A 17,997-nucleotide genomic window follows, 5' to 3' on the forward strand; every position below is an offset into this window, starting at 1 on the left:
AGGCGCGGCTGTTTCACGTGAAACCACAGAACTCAGTGCCTCTCGTACCAGCGGCGAATCGCCAGGGCCTAGGGGGGTCTGGGGCACGGTCGTCGTCCTTTCGACCGGCGAAGCAGGGGGACGAGGCCAGCCAACCCCGGAGGACCGGCCTGCTGTCGCGATCTCCCAGGGTAGGGGGAGCCGGGTCTCCGGCCAACCCAGTCCCGCTTTCACATCGCCTGATCCGGCGTCCGCCACGCGGCTCACCTCTTCCGTCGCCTCCGCGTGTCCGCTCGCGGGGGTCGTCCTGCGACGACGCGAACAAGGGTCGCGGGCGGCTCGACCCTACCGCGCCCCACTGTCACGAGCTCGACGTGCCTCACCCCGTACGACTGGAGGTGGGGGCGGGCGGCCTCCAGTTCCTCCTGTGCCCGCTCTCCCTTCATCGCCAGAAGTTCGCCGTCCTCCCGTAGCAGCGGCATCGACCACGAGAGCAGGCGGTCGAGCGGCGCCACCGCCCGTGCGGTCGCGACATCGAAGAGCCTCTTGTGAGCGATCTCCTCGGCGCGTCCGCGCAGCACCTCCACGTTGTCGAGCTTGAGCACCTCGGCGCACTCGGAGAGGAAGACCGTGCGGCGGAGCAGGGGTTCCAGCAATGTCACCGTCACGTCGGGCCGGACGATCGCGAGCACCAGGCCGGGCAGGCCGGCGCCGGAACCGATGTCGACGACGGTCGAGTCCGGCGGGATCGCCTCCTCCACCACGGCACAGTTGAGCAGATGGCGGTCCCAGATCCGGGGGACCTCTCTCGGGCCCAGCAGCCCTCGCACCACTCCGGGACCGGCGAGTAACTCGGCGAACACCCGGGCCCGCTCCAGCGCCTCACCGGTGAAGATCTCACGCGCCACCGGGGGCGCCTCGGGCAGGTCGTTGCTCTCCGTCATCACTCACTCATCCAGGAACGCTCTGGGGCCAAGGGTAGTCGTCATTCCCCGGCCGGGAATGGTCAGCCGTGGATACGGGCGCCGGGTCCGCACTTCCCCGGCCGTGCGGGGAGGCGTGCCGCTCATCCCGCGGTGTGGCAGGACTTCAGCAGGACGCAGCAGGACGCAGCAGGACGCCAGGACGGGAAAAGCCGCCGGCCCCGAGATCGGGACCGACGGCTTCCCACGTCGGAGTTTGCGGCACCCCGGCGTTTGCGGCACCCCGGCGTTTCCGGCACCACAGCTGAGAGCCGTACGGGCTCGAGAGCGGAGCCGGAACCGCGAGGAACGGTCAGGCGGGCAGGACCACCACGAAACGGCGGGGCTCCTCGCCCTCCGACTCGCTGCGCAGGCCCGCCGCCGCGACGGCGTCGTGCACGATCTTCCGCTCGAAGGGCGTCATCGGGGTGAGTGCCTTGGGCTCGCCCGTGCGCTTGACGTCCGCGGCCGCCGAGGAGCCCACCTTCGTCAGCTCGGCGCGGCGCCGCTCCCGGTAGCCGCCCACGTCGAGCATCAGCCGGGAACGCTCCCCCGTCTGGCGGTGCACGGCGAGACGCGTCAGCTCCTGCAGCGCCTCCAGCACCTCCCCGCCGGAGCCCACGAGATCGTCACCCTTGATCCCGACGATCGACACCACGGCGCGGTCCCCCTCCACGTCCATGTCGATGTCGCCGTCCAGGTCGGCGATGTCGAGCAGGCCCTCCAGGTAGTCCGCCGCGATCTCGCCCTCCTGTTCCAGGGCGTCGACGTCGGGAGCAGGCTTGAGGGTCTCCCCAGCTTCGGTCACGTCCGGACTCTCCTTCTCCTACGACTTCTTGCTGCCGGTGCGCTTGCTGCGGGGCTGGCGCGCCGGCTGCTGACGGACGATCTTGGGGGCGGGTTCCGGCTCTGCCTCCGGGGCCTTCGTGGTCTTGGGCTTACCCACCAGCTTCGTGAAGACGCCGTTCGACGGCTCGGGGGTGGTGATGTTGCCCTTCTCGTCCACGACCGGCATGGGGTGGCGGCTGTAGAACCAGTGCTGCTGGCCGAGCGTCCACAGGTTCGTGGTCACCCAGTAGAGGATCAGACCGAGCTGGAAGTTCAGGCTGAAGACGGCGAACAGCGGCGAGATGTACATGAGGATCTTCTGCTGCTGCGCCATGGGGTTGTCCGGCATCTGCGCCATCGAGCGCGTCACGCTCTGCCGGACGGTGAGGAAGGTGGTGCACGAGCTGACCGCGACGAAGAGGCCGAGCACGATCTTCGTGACCACCGGATCGGCGCTGAACTTCTCGATGTCCGCCGCGCTCGTGAAGAAGGTCGCCGGCAGCGGAGCACCGAAGACGTGCGCGTGCCGGGCGCTCTCCACGAGCTCCTTGGACATCCCGAAGACGGCCCGGTCCTCGGCGATGGCCCGCAGCACGGTGAACATCGAGATGAAGATCGGGAACTGCGCGACGATCGGGAGGCAGCCACCCAGAGGGTTGGTGCCGGCCTCCTGGTACAGCTTCATGACCTCTTGGTTCATGCGCTGCTTGTCGTTCTTGTACTTCTTGCGCAGCTCCTGCACCTTGGGCGCGAGTTCCTGCATCTTCCGCGACGAGCGCATCTGCTTCATGAAGAGCGGGAAGATCAGCAGGCGCATCAGCACGGTCAGGGTGATGATGGTCAGCGCCCAGTTGAGACCGCTACTGGCGGGGATAAAGGTGCTGTAACCGCCGTGGATCCAGGTGATCACCTGGGCCACCGCCGTATACAGCCATTTCAGGAATGGCAGCTCCACCGAGCTAGCTCCCTTGCGTTTCGTCGTGAGACCGGACTCGGCGTGGGGGCACCGGGTCGAAACCTCCAGGATGGAACGGATGGCACCGTCCAATACGCCTGACGGTCAGCCATACCCCGCGCGCCGCTCCGTGAACGGCGACGGCCTCGAGACCATAGGCACTACAGGACGGCTCGAACCTGCACCTCGGCCCCAGCAACGGGCTGATGAATGCGCGGTAGAACCGGATGAGCGCGAGCAGCACGCGGGCGACCAGCCCTTCCGCGAGCCGGTCGGCCTCCCCGGGCGCCTCGGCCGGGGTTGGATGCTGCGCTGTCATGACCGTCCATCCGTCGGGGTCCGGGCGTCGGACCCGCGCCGCCGGAGTAAACGACTCAGCGCGACGTCGAGTTCGGCGGCCAGGTGCTCGCTGCGCGCGGACGCGGCCGGTGGATTGGCGCGTACCACCAAGAGGCTACCTCTCGGCAGCATCGGCAGGCGGCTCCGCATGAGGTGTCTCAACCTGCGCCTGACCTGGTTCCGCACCACGGCGCCACCGACCGCCCTGCTCACGACGAAGCCGACCAGCGGTGGCTCGTCGGCGTCGCGCAGGTTCAGATGTGCGACCAGGGCGGGACGCCCGGCGCGTCGCCCACGGCGGATCGCGTCGGCGAACTCGTCACCCCGACGCATGCGGGACGCGGACGGCAGCACCGGGCCTTCCTCGACGTACGGCCGCCCGCTCCACCGGCGCCGTGAGGGGCGCCGGGCGCGAGCGGGCGGCGACTGGTCGTCAGACCGTCAGCTCGGCGCGGCCCTTGCGGCGGCGCGCGGCCAGGATGGCGCGGCCGGCCCGGGTGCGCATGCGCAGCCGGAAGCCGTGGGTCTTCGCGCGGCGACGGTTGTTCGGCTGGTAAGTACGCTTGCTCACGAGTGGGCTCCAGGCTTCAGGTACGCCCGCGGGCTGCGGACGCGGCACAATCCAATGTCACGCGGCTTGTCATATGCGCGGGCATGCGAAATAGCCGTCGCGTGATTAGCCGACCGGGACACGTTACGGGGCCACCCTACGTCAGGTCAAACCGACGCCCGTGCCGCCAACCGAGTACGGCGGGCGACCATGGCCCACTAGGCTGTGGACAACGCCTTGAACGCGGATGTGCACACCGCTACTGTCGGCCGTCCGGCCCTTCCCCTCATCAGCGTGGATGTGCCCGGGAAGAATACGCGGCCTGTGCACATCGTGTGGATCACGTGTGGATCAGGCATTCGGAAGAGGGCCGGTGCCGTGAGGCGTACCGGACGGGAACACGGCACGGATCGCGGCGGCGGACGGGGCCGCGCAAAGGGAGGAGGGGCCGAGCCATGGAAGGCGTCGATCTCAACGCTGTATGGGCTCGGGCGCTCAGCACCCTCCTCGACGAGGGCGTCTCCGGACAGCAGCGTGCGTTCCTCCAGATGACACAGCCCTCCGGCCTCATCAACGACACCATCCTCCTGGCCGCCCCGAACGACTTCGCCAAAGAGGTCATCGAGGTGCGGCTGCGCCCGCTGATCGTGCACGCGCTGTCGCAGGAGCTCGGCAGGCCGGTGCGGATCGCGGTGATGGTGGATCCCGGCGCGGGACTCCAGGCTCCTCCGGACCCCGTGGGCCAGGGGCCGGCCGACCGTCATCCACAGCAGTCGTCCACAGATTATCCACAGCCTCACCACCAGGCTCCGCGCTACCCCTTAGGTGAGGACGGGCCGTCCCGGCGCGAGCCCGAGCCGCACGCCCCGCCGAGTATCCACAGCCCCGCACACGGTCCGGCGTACGGTCCCTCCCACGGCCGCCCGCAGGGGTCGCCGCAGGTCCACGGCGGGCCGCGGTATCCACAGGACCCGCAGTATCCACAGCCCGCCCAGCAGGTCTCCCCGCCCGACCGCCCGCAGCGGCCGGGCGGCTACTCGCCCGAGCCTCCTCCCGCTCCCAAGCCGGAGCCCGTGCCGGCGCAGAACCGCTGGGACGCGCGGGCCGGCCGGCCGAGCGGCGAGTCGGCCCGGCTGAACGCCAAGTACACGTTCGAGACGTTCGTCATCGGCGCGAGCAACCGCTTCGCCCACGCCGCCGCGGTCGCGGTCGCCGAGGCCCCCGCCAAGGCGTACAACCCGCTGTTCATCTACGGCGACTCCGGGCTGGGGAAGACGCACCTGCTGCACGCGATCGGCCACTACGCGCAGAGCCTCTACGACGGCGCCCGGGTCCGGTACGTGAGCTCCGAGGAGTTCACCAACGACTTCATCAACTCCATCCGCGACCACAAGGCGGACGGGTTCCGGGCCCGCTACCGCGCGGTCGACATCCTCCTTGTGGACGACATCCAGTTCCTGGAGGGCAAGGAGCAGACGCAGGAGGAGTTCTTCCACACGTTCAACACCCTCCACAACGCCAGCAAGCAGATCGTCATCTCCAGCGACCGGGCCCCCAAGCAGCTCGTCACGCTGGAGGACCGGCTGCGCAACCGGTTCGAGTGGGGCCTGATCACCGACGTCCAGCCGCCGGAGCTGGAGACCCGCATCGCGATCCTGCGGAAGAAGGCGATCCAGGAGGGCCTGGCCGCGCCGCCCGACGTCCTGGAGTACATCGCCAGCCGCATCGCCACCAACATCCGCGAGCTGGAGGGGGCGCTGATCCGGGTCACCGCGTTCGCCAGCCTCAACCGCCAGTCCGTGGACCTCCAGCTCGCCGAGATCGTCCTCAAGGACCTGATCAGCGAGGACGCGAGCCCGGAGATCACCATCTCCCTCATCATGTCCACAACCGCGGAGTACTTCGGCGTCTCGCTCGACGACCTGTGCGGTAGCTCACGGTCGCGGGCTCTGGTCACCGCCCGGCAGATCGCGATGTATCTGGCCCGTGAGCTGACGGACCTGTCGCTGCCGAAGATCGGCCAGCAGTTCGGCGGCCGGGACCACACCACCGTCATGCACGCGGAGCGTAAGATCCGCTCGCTCATGGCCGAGCGGCACTCGATGTACAACCAGGTCAACGAGCTGACCACCCGGATCAAGCAGCGCGCACGCAACTCTTAGTGCACAGGCTGTGGATAACTCTGTGGATCAGGGATGCCGCCTCATCGCGGCCCGAATCGCGTTACCCCCACCCTCTCCGGACCGCCGGCAGGCCGTCCCCACTTGGGGACAACTTTGGGGAGAAGCTGGGGACAGCTTGGGGAATACCTGTGGGCAGGCTGGGGAAGCCCTGTGCGTACTCGTCACAGGCACATCGGCTGTCCCTTTTACCCCGTGGACAACCGGTGGAAACCTGGTGGATTACTCGTGGACAGAGGTGCCCGAACCTGGGGACGGGCTGTGGGGACAGCGCGGCCACCCACAGTCCACAGGGGGTCCGTCCACCTTTCCCCCACAGCACCAGTGGATGAAGCATCTCCGCTGAGCTGCGAAAATGCTCCTCATCCACATATCCACACTCCCTAATACGAGGACCTGTATCTCTCTCTAAGGAACTCAAGAACCATAGAAGGGGTTCTGGAGGCACACAGGTGCGGGAGAGTGAAGACTTGACGATGCAGCGACACCCAGGAGGCTGATCCACGTGATGTTCCGGATCGATCGCGATGTGCTCGCCGAGGCCGTGGCGTGGACGGCACGGAGCCTTCCGGCCCGTCCCTCGGTGCCGGTGCTCGCCGGCATGCGGCTTGAGGTGACCGACGACCAGAGGCTGAAGCTCTCCGGCTTCGACTACGAGGTCTCCGCCGAGGTGACCCTCGACCTGCAGACCGGGGAGGCGGGCGTGGTGCTCGTCTCCGGCAAGCTGCTCGCCGAGATCACGCGCGCCCTCCCCGCCCAGCCGGTCGAACTGGTCGTGGACGGGGCGAAGGCCGTCGTCACCTGTGGAAGCGCGCGGTTCACCCTGCTCACCATGCCTGTGGAGGACTACCCGTCCCTTCCGGCGATGCCGCCCGCCGCCGGACGGGTCGGCAGCGACGTGTTCGCCTCCGCCGTCGGCCAGGTGGCCGTGGCAGCGGGCAAGGACGACACGCTCCCGATGCTCACCGGCGTCCGGATGGAGATCGACGGCGACACGGTGACCCTCGCCGCGACCGACCGCTACCGGCTCGCCGTACGCGAACTGAAGTGGCAGCCGGAGCAGCCCGGCTTCCAGGCCGTGGCGATGATTCCCGGCCGTACGCTCGCCGACACGGCCAAGGCGCTCGGCGGCAGCGGTGCGGAGGTCGAGATCGCGCTCAGCTCCGCCGGCGGCACCGGCGAGGGCATGATCGGTTTCTCCAGCTCCGGGCGGCGGACGACGACCCGGCTGCTCGACCCCGAGTTCCCCAAGTACCGCTCGCTGCTGCCCACCGAGTTCTCCGCCCGCGCCGACTTGTCCACAGGCTCGTTCGTCGAGGCCGTCAAGCGCGTCGCGCTCGTCGCCGAGCGCAACACCCCCGTACGGCTGGCCTTCCGCGGTGGCGAGGTCGTCCTGGAGGCCGGCAGCGGCGACGAGGCCCAGGCGGTGGAGGCGCTCCCGGTCGACTTCGACGGCGACGAGATCAACATCGCGTTCAACCACCAGTTCCTGCTGGAGGGCCTGGGGGCGATCGACTCCGACATCGCCCGGCTGCAGTTCACCACGCCGACCAAGCCGGCCATCCTCACCGCGGGCAAGCCTGTGGACGAAGGCGCGAACGAGGACTACCGCTACCTGATCATGCCCATCCGCCTGTCCAGCTGATCTCGCCGTGACGCCCCGGGCGTACGCTTTGGCCGTGGCATGGACACCCGATGCATGGGTACGCGTGCCTCGGTGGACGACGCGGACGTCAAGGGGTGGCTCAGATGCAGATCGGCATGATCGGGCTCGGCAGGATGGGCGGGAACATGGCCGAGCGGCTGCGGCGCGGCGGCCATGAGGTCGTCGGCTACGACCGCGATCCCGCCCTCAGCGACGTCGGCAGCCTGAAGGACCTCGTCGAGAGGCTTCAGGCGCCGCGCGCGGTCTGGGTGATGGTCCCCGCCGGAGCGCCGACCCGGGCCACCGTCGAGCAACTGCGCGACCTGCTGTCGGAGGGCGACGTCGTGATCGACGGCGGCAACTCCCACTACCTGGACGACCAGCGGCACGCGGCGGACCTCGGCACACGCGGCATCGGCTTCGTCGACGTGGGCGTCAGCGGCGGCGTGTGGGGCCTGCAGAACGGCTACGCGCTGATGGTCGGGGGCGAGGACGAGCACGTCGGGCGGCTCATGCCCGCCTTCGACACGCTCAAGCCCGAGGGTGAGGACGGCTTCGTGCACGCGGGCGGCGTCGGCGCGGGCCACTTCGCGAAGATGGTCCACAACGGCATCGAGTACGGCATGATGCAGTCCTTCGCCGAGGGCTGGGAACTGCTGGAGGCCAGCGATGTCGTCACCAACGTCCCCGACACGTTCCGGAGCTGGCGGCACGGCACGGTCATCCAGTCCTGGCTGCTCGACCTGCTGGTGCGGGCCCTGCGGGAGGACCCCGACCTCGCCGACCTGAAGGGCTACGCGGAGGACTCCGGCGAGGGCCGGTGGACCGTGCAGGCCGCCGTCGACCACGCCGTGCCCCTGCCGGCCATCACGGCCGCGCTGTACGCCAGGTTCGCCTCGCGCCAGGCCGACTCCCCGGCGATGAAGATGGTCGCGGCGCTGCGCAACCAGTTCGGCGGCCACGCGGTCGCGTCGGCCGAGGGCCAGACCGGCAGGGGCGCCGACTCCCCCGGCGCCGACGTGGCTCCGCCCCCCGAAGCCGACCGGTGACCACCCCGGGCGGCCGGTGGGCACTAGCCTTGCGGGCGTGCACGTGGCGAGCCTGTCCCTCACCGACTTCCGGTCCTACCCGGAGGTCGAGCTGACGCTCGAACCGGGCGCGACGGCCTTCGTGGGGCCGAACGGGCAGGGCAAGACCAACCTCGTCGAGGCGCTCGGCTACCTCGCGACCCATTCGAGCCACCGGGTGGCCACCGACGCCCCGCTCGTACGGCACGGCGCGCAGCGGGCGGTCGTACGGGCCGTGGTGGTCAGGGACGACCGCCGCGCCCTCGTCGAGGTGGAGATCAACCCGGGCCGGGCCAACCGCGCCCGGGTGAACCGCTCGCCGGTGCCGCGTCCGCGCGACGCGCTCGGCCTGCTGCGCACCGTCCTGTTCGCCCCCGAGGACCTCGCGCTCGTCAAGGGCGACCCCTCCGAGCGCCGCCGGTTCATGGACGAGCTGCTCGTCGCCCGCGCCCCCAGGTTCGCGGCCGTACGCGCCGACTACGAGCGCGTGCTCAAGCAGCGCAACACCCTCCTGCGTACGGCCGCGGCGTCCCGGGCGGGGCGGCGGCGCGGCCCCCGCAGGCAGGACGACGACGCGGCGTTCGCCGCCGCGGGCGCCGGGGACGTGCTGAGCACCCTGGAGATCTGGGACACCCACCTGGTGCGCTTCGGCGCCGAACTGCTGGCGGCCCGGCTGCACCTGGTGGACCTGCTGCGCCCGCTCGCCGCCAAGGCGTACGCGACGCTCGCCCCGTCGTCCGGGCTCGCCGATCTGGAGTACCGGGCGTCGGGGTTATCCACAGATATCCCCACCCTGGGGACAAACCGGGAACTTCTCGCCGAAGGCCTGCGGGCGGGCCTCGCCGAGGCGCGTCAGGCCGAGCTCGAACGCGGCGTGACCCTCGTCGGCCCGCACCGCGACGACCTGCTGCTGCGGCTGGGCGAGCTGCCGGCCCGCGGCTACGCCAGCCACGGCGAGTCGTGGTCGTTCGCGCTCGCGCTGCGGCTCGCGGCCTACGACCTGCTGAGAACCGACGGCGGCGACCCCGTGCTGATCCTCGACGACGTCTTCGCCGAGCTGGACGGGCAGCGGCGCAGGCGGCTCACCGAGATCGTCGCCCCGGCCGAGCAGGTGCTCATCACCGCCGCGGTGCCGGACGACGTGCCGCCGGAGCTGACCGGCGCCCGGTTCGACGTGACCGAAGGGAGCGTGACCCGTGTCCGATGAGATATCCACAGGCGGTGGACAATCCCCGAAGGGTTCGGTCGCCCGGGGCGCCGCGCTGGCGCGGGAGAAGCTGGCCCAGGCCAAGTCGGACGCGCTCAAGCGGGGGCAGCTGCCGCGCAGCGAGCCCCGCCGCCGCTCCGGCTCGGGCGGCCCGCGGCGCGACTCCGGCGATCCGCTGCCGTTCGGCCGGGCGATCCGCGACCTGCTCGCCGCCCGGGGCTGGGAGCAGCCGGTCGCGGTTGGCGGGGTCTTCGGCCGCTGGCCGGAGATCGTCGGGCCGGACCTCGCCGCCCACACCCGGCCGGAGAGCTTCGAGGACGGCGAGGTGCTGGTCGCCGCCGACTCCACCGCCTGGGCGACCCAGGTGCGCCTGCTCGCCGCCACGCTGGTCAAGCGGTTGAACGAGGAACTCGGCGACGGCACGGTGACCAGGGTGAAGGTGCGCGGCCCGGGCGCGGGCCCGCGGCCCGAGGGCGGCCTCCGGGTGCGCGGCAGCCGGGGGCCGGGGGACACCTACGGGTGAAAGGGCCCGTCCAGTGGGCAGGGGGGAGTCTCCGGAAGCCCGAACCGGCCCAAAATCGCGTCTGAGGCCATGACCCCCGTCCCCCGTAGGGGATGCTCGGAAACATGATCATCAAGCGACAGGGCACCACAGCCCCCGTGGATGCCACCGGTTGTCGGTCGGACCGGTAGAATGTAGGAGGACTCAAGGACACGTCCGGTTTGCGTCACCCCCGGTCCTGCGGGCCGGTTTCCCTGGGCGGGCGCATCGGGGCACTCACGACGGTGACGGGCACGGCAGGGGCAGCCAATCCACGGTGTCGCCCGCCGCGTGTCCGCGGCAGGAGGATTTCGCACTTGTCCTACGACGCTAGCTCTATCACCGTTCTCGAAGGGCTGGAAGCGGTCCGCAAGCGGCCCGGCATGTACATCGGCTCGACCGGTGAGCGTGGGTTGCACCACCTGGTGCAGGAGATCGTCGACAACGCGGTCGACGAGGCGCTGGCCGGCTACAACGACCTGATCGAGGTCACCCTGCTCGCCGACGGCGGCGTGCGCGTGATGGACCACGGACGCGGCATTCCCGTGGGCATCGTCGCCGCCGAGGGCAGGCCCGCCGTCGAGGTCGTCTTCACCGTGCTGCACGCCGGCGGCAAGTTCGACAGCAAGTCGTACGCCGTCTCGGGCGGCCTGCACGGTGTCGGCGCCTCGGTCGTCAACGCCCTGTCGACCCGCCTTGAGGTCGAGGTCCGGACCGACGGCCACGTGTGGCGCCAGAAGTACGTGACGGCCAAGCCGACCGGGCCGCTGCAGAAGGGCGAGCCCACCGAGGACCACGGCACGACGATCAGCTTCTGGCCCGACGCGGAGATCTTCGAGACCGTCACCTGGAACTTCGAGACGCTGGCGCGCCGGTTCCAGGAGATGGCCTTCCTCAACAAGGGTCTCACGATCAGGCTCACCGACGAGCGGCCCGACCACATCATCGAGGGCGAATCCAAGGTCGTCACGTACCACTACGAGGGCGGCCTGTCCGACTTCGTCACCCACCTGAACTCGAAGAAGGACCCGATCCACAACTCGGTCATCGACTTCGAGGAGCACGGCGACGGCATCTCGGTCGAGATCGCCATGCAGTGGAACGCCTCCTACAGCGAGTCGGTCTACACGTTCGCCAACACGATCAACACCGCCGAGGGCGGCACCCACGAGGAGGGCTTCCGCGCCGCGCTGACGACCATCGTCAACCGGTACGCGCGCGAGCAGAAGTTCCTCAAGGAGGGCAAGGACGACAACCTCAGCGGCGACGACGTCCGCGAAGGGCTCGCCGCGATCATCTCGGTGAAGCTGGCCGACCCGCAGTTCGAGGGCCAGACCAAGACCAAGCTGGGCAACACCGAGGCGAAGTCGTTCGTCCAGAAGGCCTGCAACGACCACCTGCGCGACTGGTTCGAGCGCAACCCGGGCGAGGCCAAGGAGATCATCAACAAGTCGCTGCAGGCCTCCCGGGCCCGCATCGCGGCCCGCCAGGCGCGCGACCTCACCCGCCGCAAGTCGCTGCTGGAGAGCGGCAGCGGGCTCCCCGGCAAGCTGGCCGACTGCCAGTGGTCGGAGCCGGAGAAGTGCGAGCTGTTCATCGTCGAGGGCGACTCGGCCGGCGGCTCGGCCAAGGGCGGGCGCGACCCCAAGTTCCAGGCGATCCTCCCGCTGCGCGGCAAGATCCTGAACGTCGAGAAGGCCCGGATCGACAAGGTCCTCAAGAACAACGAGGTCCAGGCGCTGATCACCGCCCTCGGCACCGGCGTGCACGACGAGTTCGACATCTCGAAGCTGCGCTACCACAAGCTGATCCTCATGGCGGACGCCGACGTGGACGGCCAGCACATCACCACGCTGCTGCTGACGCTGCTGTTCCGCTTCATGCGGCCGCTGATCGAGGCGGGCCACGTCTACCTGTCCCAGCCTCCGCTGTACAAGATCAAGTGGGACCGCAAGGGCGAGGACGCGTCGTACGCGTACTCCGACCGGGAGCGGGACGCGATCATCGAGGAGGGCGTCGGCCGCGGCCGGCGCGACCCCCGGCTTCACGACGGCGTGCAGCGGTTCAAGGGTCTGGGCGAGATGAACGCCTCCCAGCTGTGGGAGACCACCATGAACCCCGACACGCGGGTGCTCCGCCAGGTCACCCTCGACGACGCCGCCCAGGCCGACAACCTGTTCAGCGTGCTGATGGGCGAGGACGTCGAGGCGCGCAGGAACTTCATCATCACCAATGCCCGTGACGTCCGCTTCCTTGACGTCTGAGCAGCGCGGCTAACCAGAAGGACTTTTCGTGACGGAAGTGAACACGCCGCCTGGGCCCCCCGCCGATCGGATCGAGCCGGTCGACATCCAGGCCGAGATGCAGCGCAGCTACATGGACTACGCGATGTCCGTCATCGTGTCCCGCGCGCTGCCGGACGTCCGCGACGGCCTCAAGCCCGTGCACCGCCGCGTGCTGTACGCGATGTTCGACGGCGGCTACCGGCCCGACCGCGGCTACTTCAAGTGCTCCCGGGTCGTCGGCGACGTCATGGGCTCCTACCACCCCCACGGCGACACGTCGATCTACGACACCGTCGTACGACTCGCGCAGCCGTGGTCGCTGCGCTACCCGCTCGTCGACGGGCAGGGCAACTTCGGCTCGCCGGGCAACGACCCGGCCGCCGCGATGCGGTACACCGAGTGCCGCCTCGCGCCGATCGCCATGGAGATGCTCCGGGACATCGACAAGGAGACCGTCGACTTCCAGCCCAACTACGACGGGCGGTCGCAGGAGCCGATCGTCCTTCCGTCGCGGTTCCCGAACCTGCTGGTGAACGGGTCGGCCGGAATCGCGGTCGGCATGGCGACCAACATCCCGCCGCACAACCTCCGGGAGGTCGGCAACGCCGTCGTCTGGGCGCTCGACAACCCCGAGGCGTCCGACGAGGAACTGCTCGACGGGCTGCTCGCCCGGGTCAAGGGCCCCGACTTCCCCACCGGCGCGCTGATCGTCGGCCGCCGCGGTATCGAGGACGCCTACCGCACCGGCCGCGGCTCGATCATCATGCGGGCCGTCGTCGAGGTCGAGGAGGACCCCAAGGGACGGCAGTGCCTGGTGGTCACGGCCCTGCCGTACCAGGTGAACCCGGACAACCTGGCGCTCACGATCGCCGAGCTGGTCCGCGACGGGAAGGTCACCGGTATCGCGGACGTCCGTGACGAGACCTCCTCGCGTACCGGCCAGCGGCTGGTGATCGTGCTCAAGCGCGACGCGGTCGCCAAGGTGGTGCTGAACAACCTCTACAAGCACACCCAGCTCCAGACCACGTTCGGCGCGAACATGATCGCGCTGGTCGACGGGGTGCCGCGGACGCTGCGGCTCGACCAGTTCGTCCGGCACTACATCACGCACCAGATCGAGGTCGTCGTCCGGCGGACCCGGTTCCTGCTGCGCAAGGCCGAGGAGCGGGCGCACATCCTGCGTGGCCTGCTCAAGGCCCTCGACCGGCTCGACGACGTCATCGCCCTGATCAGGCGGTCGCCGTCGGCGGCCGAGGCGCAGGGCGGCCTGATGACGCTGCTGGACATCGACCAGGTCCAGGCGCAGGCCATCCTGGACATGCAGCTGCGCAAGCTGGCCGCGCTGGAGCGGCAGCAGATCCAGGACGAGTACGACGGCCTGATGGCGCAGATCGCCGACTACCAGGACATCCTGGCCTCCGAGCCCCGGCAGCGCCGGCTCGTGTCGGACGAGCTCGGGGAGATCGTCGCCAAGTACGGCGACGAGCGGAAGACCGAGATCATCGCGTACGAGGGCGACATGTCCATCGAGGACCTGATCGCCGAGGAGGACGTGGTCGTCACGATCACGCGCGGCGGGTACGCCAAGCGGACGAGCACCGACCTCTACCGGGCGCAGAAGCGCGGCGGCAAGGGCGTCAGGGGAGCCCAGCTCCGCCAGGACGACATCGTCGAGCACTTCTTCGTGACCACGACGCATCACTGGCTGCTGGCGTTCACGAACAAGGGCCGGGTCTACCGGGTCAAGGCGTACGAACTGCCCGAGTCGGGCCGGGACGCGCGGGGCCAGCACCTGGCCAACCTGCTCGCCATGCAGCCCGACGAGCACGTGATGGAGATCCTCGACCTGCGGGACTACGACGTCGCGCCGTACCTGGTGCTGGCGACCCGCAGCGGTTTGGTGAAGAAAACGCGCCTTTCCGAATACGATTCGCCGCGTTCCGGTGGCCTGATCGCGATCAACCTGCGCGAGGATGACGAGGTGATCGCCGCCCGTCTCGTGTCCGAGGGTGACGACCTGCTGCTCGTCTCCAAGAACGCGCAGTCGATCAGGTTCACCGCCTCGGACGACGCGCTGCGCCCGATGGGCCGCGCGACCAGCGGTGTGATCGGCATGCGGTTCGTGGACGGTGACGAGCTTCTCGCGATGAACGTCATGGGCGACGGCGACGACGTGTTGATCGCGACCGAGGGCGGGTATGCGAAGCGGACACCCGCCGACCAGTACCCGGTGCAGGGCCGGGGCGGCAAGGGCGTCCTGACGGCGAAGATCGTCAGTGCTCGTGGCAAGCTGGTCGGTGCCGTCATGGTGCGTCCCGAGGACGAGGTCTTCGCGATCACCTCCGCCGGCGGGGTGATCCGTACCAGTGCAGGCGAGATCAAGCAGTCGGGCCGCCAGACGATGGGCGTCCGCCTGATGAATCTGGCCGAGGGTGACAGCGTCGTCGCCCTCGCTCGCAACGCCGAGGCGTTGGTGACCGAGGAGAACGGGGCAGGAGACGAGGCATGAGCGAGCGCAGCGAGCGAATCGATGAGCACAGTGCGATTCGCGAATGCGGACCCGAGCCGTCAGGCGAGGGTGTGGCATGAGCGACAGCGGCGGGGCACGGACCCCCGGCAGCGCCAGGCAGAAACCCGCGGGCGCCCGTCCGGCGTCGTCCTCCAACGGCGTTACCGCGCGGGCACAGGATGGCGGTAGCGTCCCCAGGGTGGGTTCCGAAGGAGATGACGTGACCGCCGCCGACAAGGCGAAGGCCGAAGACACCATGCGCATCCGGACCACGGGCGCCGACCAGCCGTGGAAGCGGCAGGCGACCGCGGACGGCGCCACCGACAAGGGCAGGTCCGAGAACGGCAGGCCCAACGGCGGCGGGTCCGACGGCGGCGCCACGGCGCAGTATCCCCGACCCGCCGGGGTGGCCGCGGCCGCCCCCGTTGTGGACGGCGCCCGGGCGCCTGTGGACAGCGGTGTTCCCAAGATGGACGGCGGCTCCGTACGCGGGCTCACCTTCGGCCCCGGAGGCACGGACCGCGCCGAGGCCGCCAAGGGCAAGGACAAGAAGCCGGGCGTCGGCGTCCGCCCGCCGCGCAAGGCCCACCTGGTGCTGCGCCGGGTCGAGCCGTGGTCGGCGATGAAGTTCAGCTTCGTCGTCTCGCTGGTCTGCTTCGTCGTGCTGTTCGTGGCCGTCGCGGTGCTGTACGGCGTGCTCTCGGCGCTCGGCGTCTTCTCCTCGATCACCGACACCGTCATGCAGCTGACCACGAGCGGCGGCGTCGCGGGCAAGGGCGTCGGCACTATCGACATCCGCGGCTGGTTCGAGCCGGTCCGCATCCTCGGATACGCGGCACTGCTCGGCGCGTTGAACGTCGTGCTCATCACCGCGCTGTCCACCCTCGGCGCCGTGATCTACAACATCTCCGCGGACCTCGTCGGCGGCGTCGAGGTCACCTTCAGCGAAGCCGAGTGACCCCTCCGTACGGCGGGCCGCCCCGAGCGGCCGGCCGTACGAGGCGGGCACCCGCGCTTCGCGGCACGACCACCGGGCCGGACACGGTAAGCTTTTCCTCGTCCGGAAGCGGATTCGCCACCGGAAACCGGATGCGGTAACGTTCGTTGCGCATCGCGGGGCTATAGCTCAGACGGTTAGAGCGCTTCCCTGATAAGGAAGAGGTCCCAGGTTCAAGTCCTGGTAGCCCCACCACGAAGCACCAGCTCAGAGGCCAGTTCCCAAGATCCGGGACCTGGCCTTTTGATCGTTTGACCGTCATTTGACCGTCGCACCGTTCGTCACGACCGGGCACCGACGCGTTCAAGTTAGTTTCTGACGGCATCTTGGTCAGACGAGAACTGGGTCGTAAGCGCAAATCGCTCGGCGCGCTGGCCCGCAGACAGCTCATCGTTGGGGCTCGTACGGCTCAGTTAATGATCGTCTCCTGGTGGCCGTGCGCGGCACGGCCCCCGCGCACCTGCTCGGCACCTATCACGCGGAACGCCATCCGGCCGGTGTGCGGGTGCTGGCTGGCACCCAGGCCCAAGTGCTGCTCGGCGGCGCTGGGTGAGCAGCTGTGACCGCTCACCGATCTGCTCACCTGCGTGGCCCGCCACCCGGGCGGGAACCGCGCGCTCGCTGAAACGGTCTCCACGCGCTGGTCCTCCTCGGCGTCGCGGACCATCCGCTCGGCGGTGTGGTGCGTTTCGACGGCCTGTTCGCGCTCGCGGACAGCGGTGGGTGGCTACGTCATTAGAAGGCTCTGGCCGGTCATGATGAGCAGGAATCCGGGAGCAGCCGGAGTTCCCTGCTCACCGTGAGCGATACCACTGTCCTGCTCGGAAGGGTGTGGACTGTCGTATCGGCGAGCCGAGAGAGCCCACGATGGCCACGAGTCATCGCGGGATCGATCCATGAGGCGCTTGACTGGCGCGTCGTCCCCAGCGGCGGCGTTCCCAGTGCCAGTGAATGTCAGGGGCTGAGCCGGGTGAAGACCATGGCGTGGTCGGAGGCCGGCGCGTCGCGGCGGCTGGTGGGGTCTTCGGTCATCGAGGGCAGCCCGTCGTGCGGGCTGGCCGCGCCCGCCGGGCGCAGCGTATGGACCTCGACGGCGCGAGCGAGGAGGGCGTGCGAAACCAGCAGGTGGTCGATGAGTTCGCCGCGACCGTGAAAGACGCGGGAGAACCGGTCGGCAGCGGGGATACGGGGGGCGAGGTTCCAAAGCCGTGCCTTGTCGCCCCGGTCGGGTTGGCCGGCGCCCGGGGTGCCCAATTCGGAGCCGGGCGGGCCCAGCAGGATCTGGGTAGTTGCGGCCTCCGACTCGTCGTTGAAGTCGCCCATCACCATGACCTGGCGCGCCTCGCCCTGACCGGCGAGCAGTTCGTCGGCCAAGGCGCGTACGGTAACGGCCTCAGCGGTCCGCCGATACAGGGCGTAGGCGGCTACCCGGGCCCGTTCGCCCTCGTCCCGGGGCTGGAAGCGGGGCCGTCCATTGGGCCCTGGCGGGAACGACAGCAGCTTGCTCTTCAGGTGAGCGACGATCAGGTCGATGGTCCGGCCGTCGGGTTCGGTGACGCGGACGGCCAGAGTGCCCCTGCCCATCTGGTGGGCCGTCGTGCCGTCATCGCCGACCTGAATCGTAGACAGCTGCTGCGGGAAGGTAGCTCGGTCGGTGACAACCTCGAACGGAAGTCGGGACAACAACCCGACCCGGATGGGGTGCCCGGGCTCGAAGATTCCGGAGGTGACGTGCTGCCACCCATCTCCCAAACGGGCCGCCAGCTCGGCGAGCGCGTCGGGGTCGCCGACCTCCTCCACGGCCAGGACGTCGACGCCTGCCTGGGCGATGGTCGCGGACAGGCCCTCGATTTTGGCGTCGTACGCCACCTGGGTGGTCGGACCGAACTTGCCCCCCGGCGTGAATCTGAACAGATTCTCGACGTTCCAGGTTCCGATAACAGTCATCGTCGT

The 17,997-nt window shown here is 69.4% G+C and carries 16 protein-coding genes and 1 tRNA gene; 9 read left to right on the plus strand and 8 right to left on the minus strand.

What is annotated here, in order from left to right; genetic code table 11:
• Positions 1–242: 242 nt before the first annotated feature.
• The 6 genes from rsmG to rpmH form a co-directional block, all read right to left on the minus strand.
• The gene (gene rsmG, locus HHX37_RS00820) at positions 243–923 is read right to left on the minus strand and encodes a 16S rRNA (guanine(527)-N(7))-methyltransferase RsmG (protein WP_182884167.1); all 681 of its coding nucleotides are present in this window, start codon (positions 921–923) and stop codon (positions 243–245) included.
• 331 nt (positions 924–1,254) lie between these two features.
• Positions 1,255–1,749 (minus strand): protein jag, encoded by a 495-nt coding sequence (locus HHX37_RS00825; protein ID WP_111700094.1) that lies wholly within the window; start codon positions 1,747–1,749, stop codon positions 1,255–1,257.
• 18 nt (positions 1,750–1,767) lie between these two features.
• Complete coding sequence (gene yidC / locus HHX37_RS00830) at positions 1,768–2,724, minus strand: membrane protein insertase YidC (RefSeq protein ID WP_182873252.1); 957 nt, start codon at positions 2,722–2,724, stop codon at positions 1,768–1,770.
• A gap of 4 nt (positions 2,725–2,728) precedes the next feature.
• Entirely contained in the window at positions 2,729–3,043 is a 315-nt protein-coding gene (yidD, locus tag HHX37_RS00835; RefSeq protein ID WP_111700096.1) for a membrane protein insertion efficiency factor YidD, read from the minus strand.
• Positions 3,040–3,417 (minus strand): ribonuclease P protein component, encoded by a 378-nt coding sequence (rnpA, locus tag HHX37_RS00840; RefSeq protein ID WP_111700097.1) that lies wholly within the window; start codon positions 3,415–3,417, stop codon positions 3,040–3,042. The genes yidD and rnpA overlap by 4 nt, the downstream gene beginning before the upstream one ends.
• Before the next feature lie 79 nt (positions 3,418–3,496).
• Positions 3,497–3,634: a 50S ribosomal protein L34 gene (gene rpmH / locus HHX37_RS00845; RefSeq protein WP_015772801.1), complete on the minus strand. Its 138-nt coding sequence runs from the start codon at positions 3,632–3,634 to the stop codon at positions 3,497–3,499.
• Between the two features lie 434 nt (positions 3,635–4,068).
• On the opposite strand from rpmH, the gene dnaA reads away from it, so the two are divergent.
• The 9 genes from dnaA to HHX37_RS00890 all read left to right on the plus strand — a co-directional run bounded on the left by dnaA (position 4,069) and on the right by HHX37_RS00890 (position 16,239).
• Positions 4,069–5,775 carry a chromosomal replication initiator protein DnaA gene (gene dnaA, locus HHX37_RS00850; protein WP_182884168.1) on the plus strand — a complete coding sequence of 569 codons (1,707 nt, stop codon included), beginning with the start codon at positions 4,069–4,071 and terminating at the stop codon, positions 5,773–5,775.
• A 523-nt stretch (positions 5,776–6,298) separates the two neighbouring features.
• Entirely contained in the window at positions 6,299–7,438 is a 1,140-nt protein-coding gene (dnaN, locus tag HHX37_RS00855) for a DNA polymerase III subunit beta (protein WP_111700099.1), read from the plus strand.
• A 50-nt stretch (positions 7,439–7,488) separates the two neighbouring features.
• Entirely contained in the window at positions 7,489–8,487 is a 999-nt protein-coding gene (gene gnd / locus HHX37_RS00860; protein WP_396774401.1) for a phosphogluconate dehydrogenase (NAD(+)-dependent, decarboxylating), read from the plus strand.
• A gap of 37 nt (positions 8,488–8,524) precedes the next feature.
• Positions 8,525–9,712 (plus strand): DNA replication/repair protein RecF, encoded by a 1,188-nt coding sequence (recF, locus tag HHX37_RS00865; protein ID WP_111700101.1) that lies wholly within the window; start codon positions 8,525–8,527, stop codon positions 9,710–9,712.
• A complete protein-coding gene (locus HHX37_RS00870; protein WP_310740222.1) occupies positions 9,702–10,235 on the plus strand; it encodes a DUF721 domain-containing protein in 534 nt (177 codons plus the stop codon). The genes recF and HHX37_RS00870 overlap by 11 nt, the downstream gene beginning before the upstream one ends.
• A 356-nt stretch (positions 10,236–10,591) precedes the next feature.
• Positions 10,592–12,517, plus strand: a complete 1,926-nt coding sequence (gene gyrB, locus HHX37_RS00875) for a DNA topoisomerase (ATP-hydrolyzing) subunit B (protein ID WP_396697362.1) — start codon at positions 10,592–10,594, stop codon at positions 12,515–12,517.
• A 28-nt stretch (positions 12,518–12,545) separates the two neighbouring features.
• Positions 12,546–15,047: a DNA gyrase subunit A gene (gene gyrA, locus HHX37_RS00880; RefSeq protein ID WP_182882553.1), complete on the plus strand. Its 2,502-nt coding sequence runs from the start codon at positions 12,546–12,548 to the stop codon at positions 15,045–15,047.
• A 220-nt stretch (positions 15,048–15,267) separates the two neighbouring features.
• Positions 15,268–16,005, plus strand: a complete 738-nt coding sequence (locus HHX37_RS00885) for a DUF3566 domain-containing protein (protein ID WP_310740223.1) — start codon at positions 15,268–15,270, stop codon at positions 16,003–16,005.
• Between the two features lie 157 nt (positions 16,006–16,162).
• Positions 16,163–16,239, plus strand: a tRNA-Ile gene (locus HHX37_RS00890).
• A 214-nt stretch (positions 16,240–16,453) separates the two neighbouring features.
• Here the strand turns inward: HHX37_RS00890 and HHX37_RS00895 are convergent.
• Positions 16,454–16,681 carry a hypothetical protein gene (locus HHX37_RS00895; RefSeq protein WP_182884169.1) on the minus strand — a complete coding sequence of 76 codons (228 nt, stop codon included), beginning with the start codon at positions 16,679–16,681 and terminating at the stop codon, positions 16,454–16,456.
• Between the two features lie 317 nt (positions 16,682–16,998).
• Positions 16,999–17,991, minus strand: coding sequence for an endonuclease/exonuclease/phosphatase family protein (locus HHX37_RS00900; protein ID WP_182884170.1), 993 nt, complete (start codon positions 17,989–17,991; stop codon positions 16,999–17,001).
• Between the last annotated feature and the right edge of the window lie 6 nt (positions 17,992–17,997).

It is taken from the genome of Microbispora sp. H10885, from assembly GCF_014161415.1.
GTDB lineage: Bacteria > Actinomycetota > Actinomycetes > Streptosporangiales > Streptosporangiaceae > Microbispora > Microbispora triticiradicis.

Excerpts from the sequence above, each read along its gene's own strand:
- rsmG (WP_182884167.1), bottom strand. The coding sequence starts at position 923 with ATGACGGAGAGCAACGACCTGCCCGAGGCGCCCCCGGTGGCGCGTGAG.
- yidD (WP_111700096.1), bottom strand. The coding sequence starts at position 3,043 with ATGACAGCGCAGCATCCAACCCCGGCCGAGGCGCCCGGGGAGGCCGAC.
- dnaA (WP_182884168.1), top strand. The coding sequence starts at position 4,069 with ATGGAAGGCGTCGATCTCAACGCTGTATGGGCTCGGGCGCTCAGCACC.
- gnd (WP_396774401.1), top strand. The coding sequence starts at position 7,489 with ATGCATGGGTACGCGTGCCTCGGTGGACGACGCGGACGTCAAGGGGTG.
- HHX37_RS00900 (WP_182884170.1), bottom strand. The coding sequence starts at position 17,991 with ATGACTGTTATCGGAACCTGGAACGTCGAGAATCTGTTCAGATTCACG.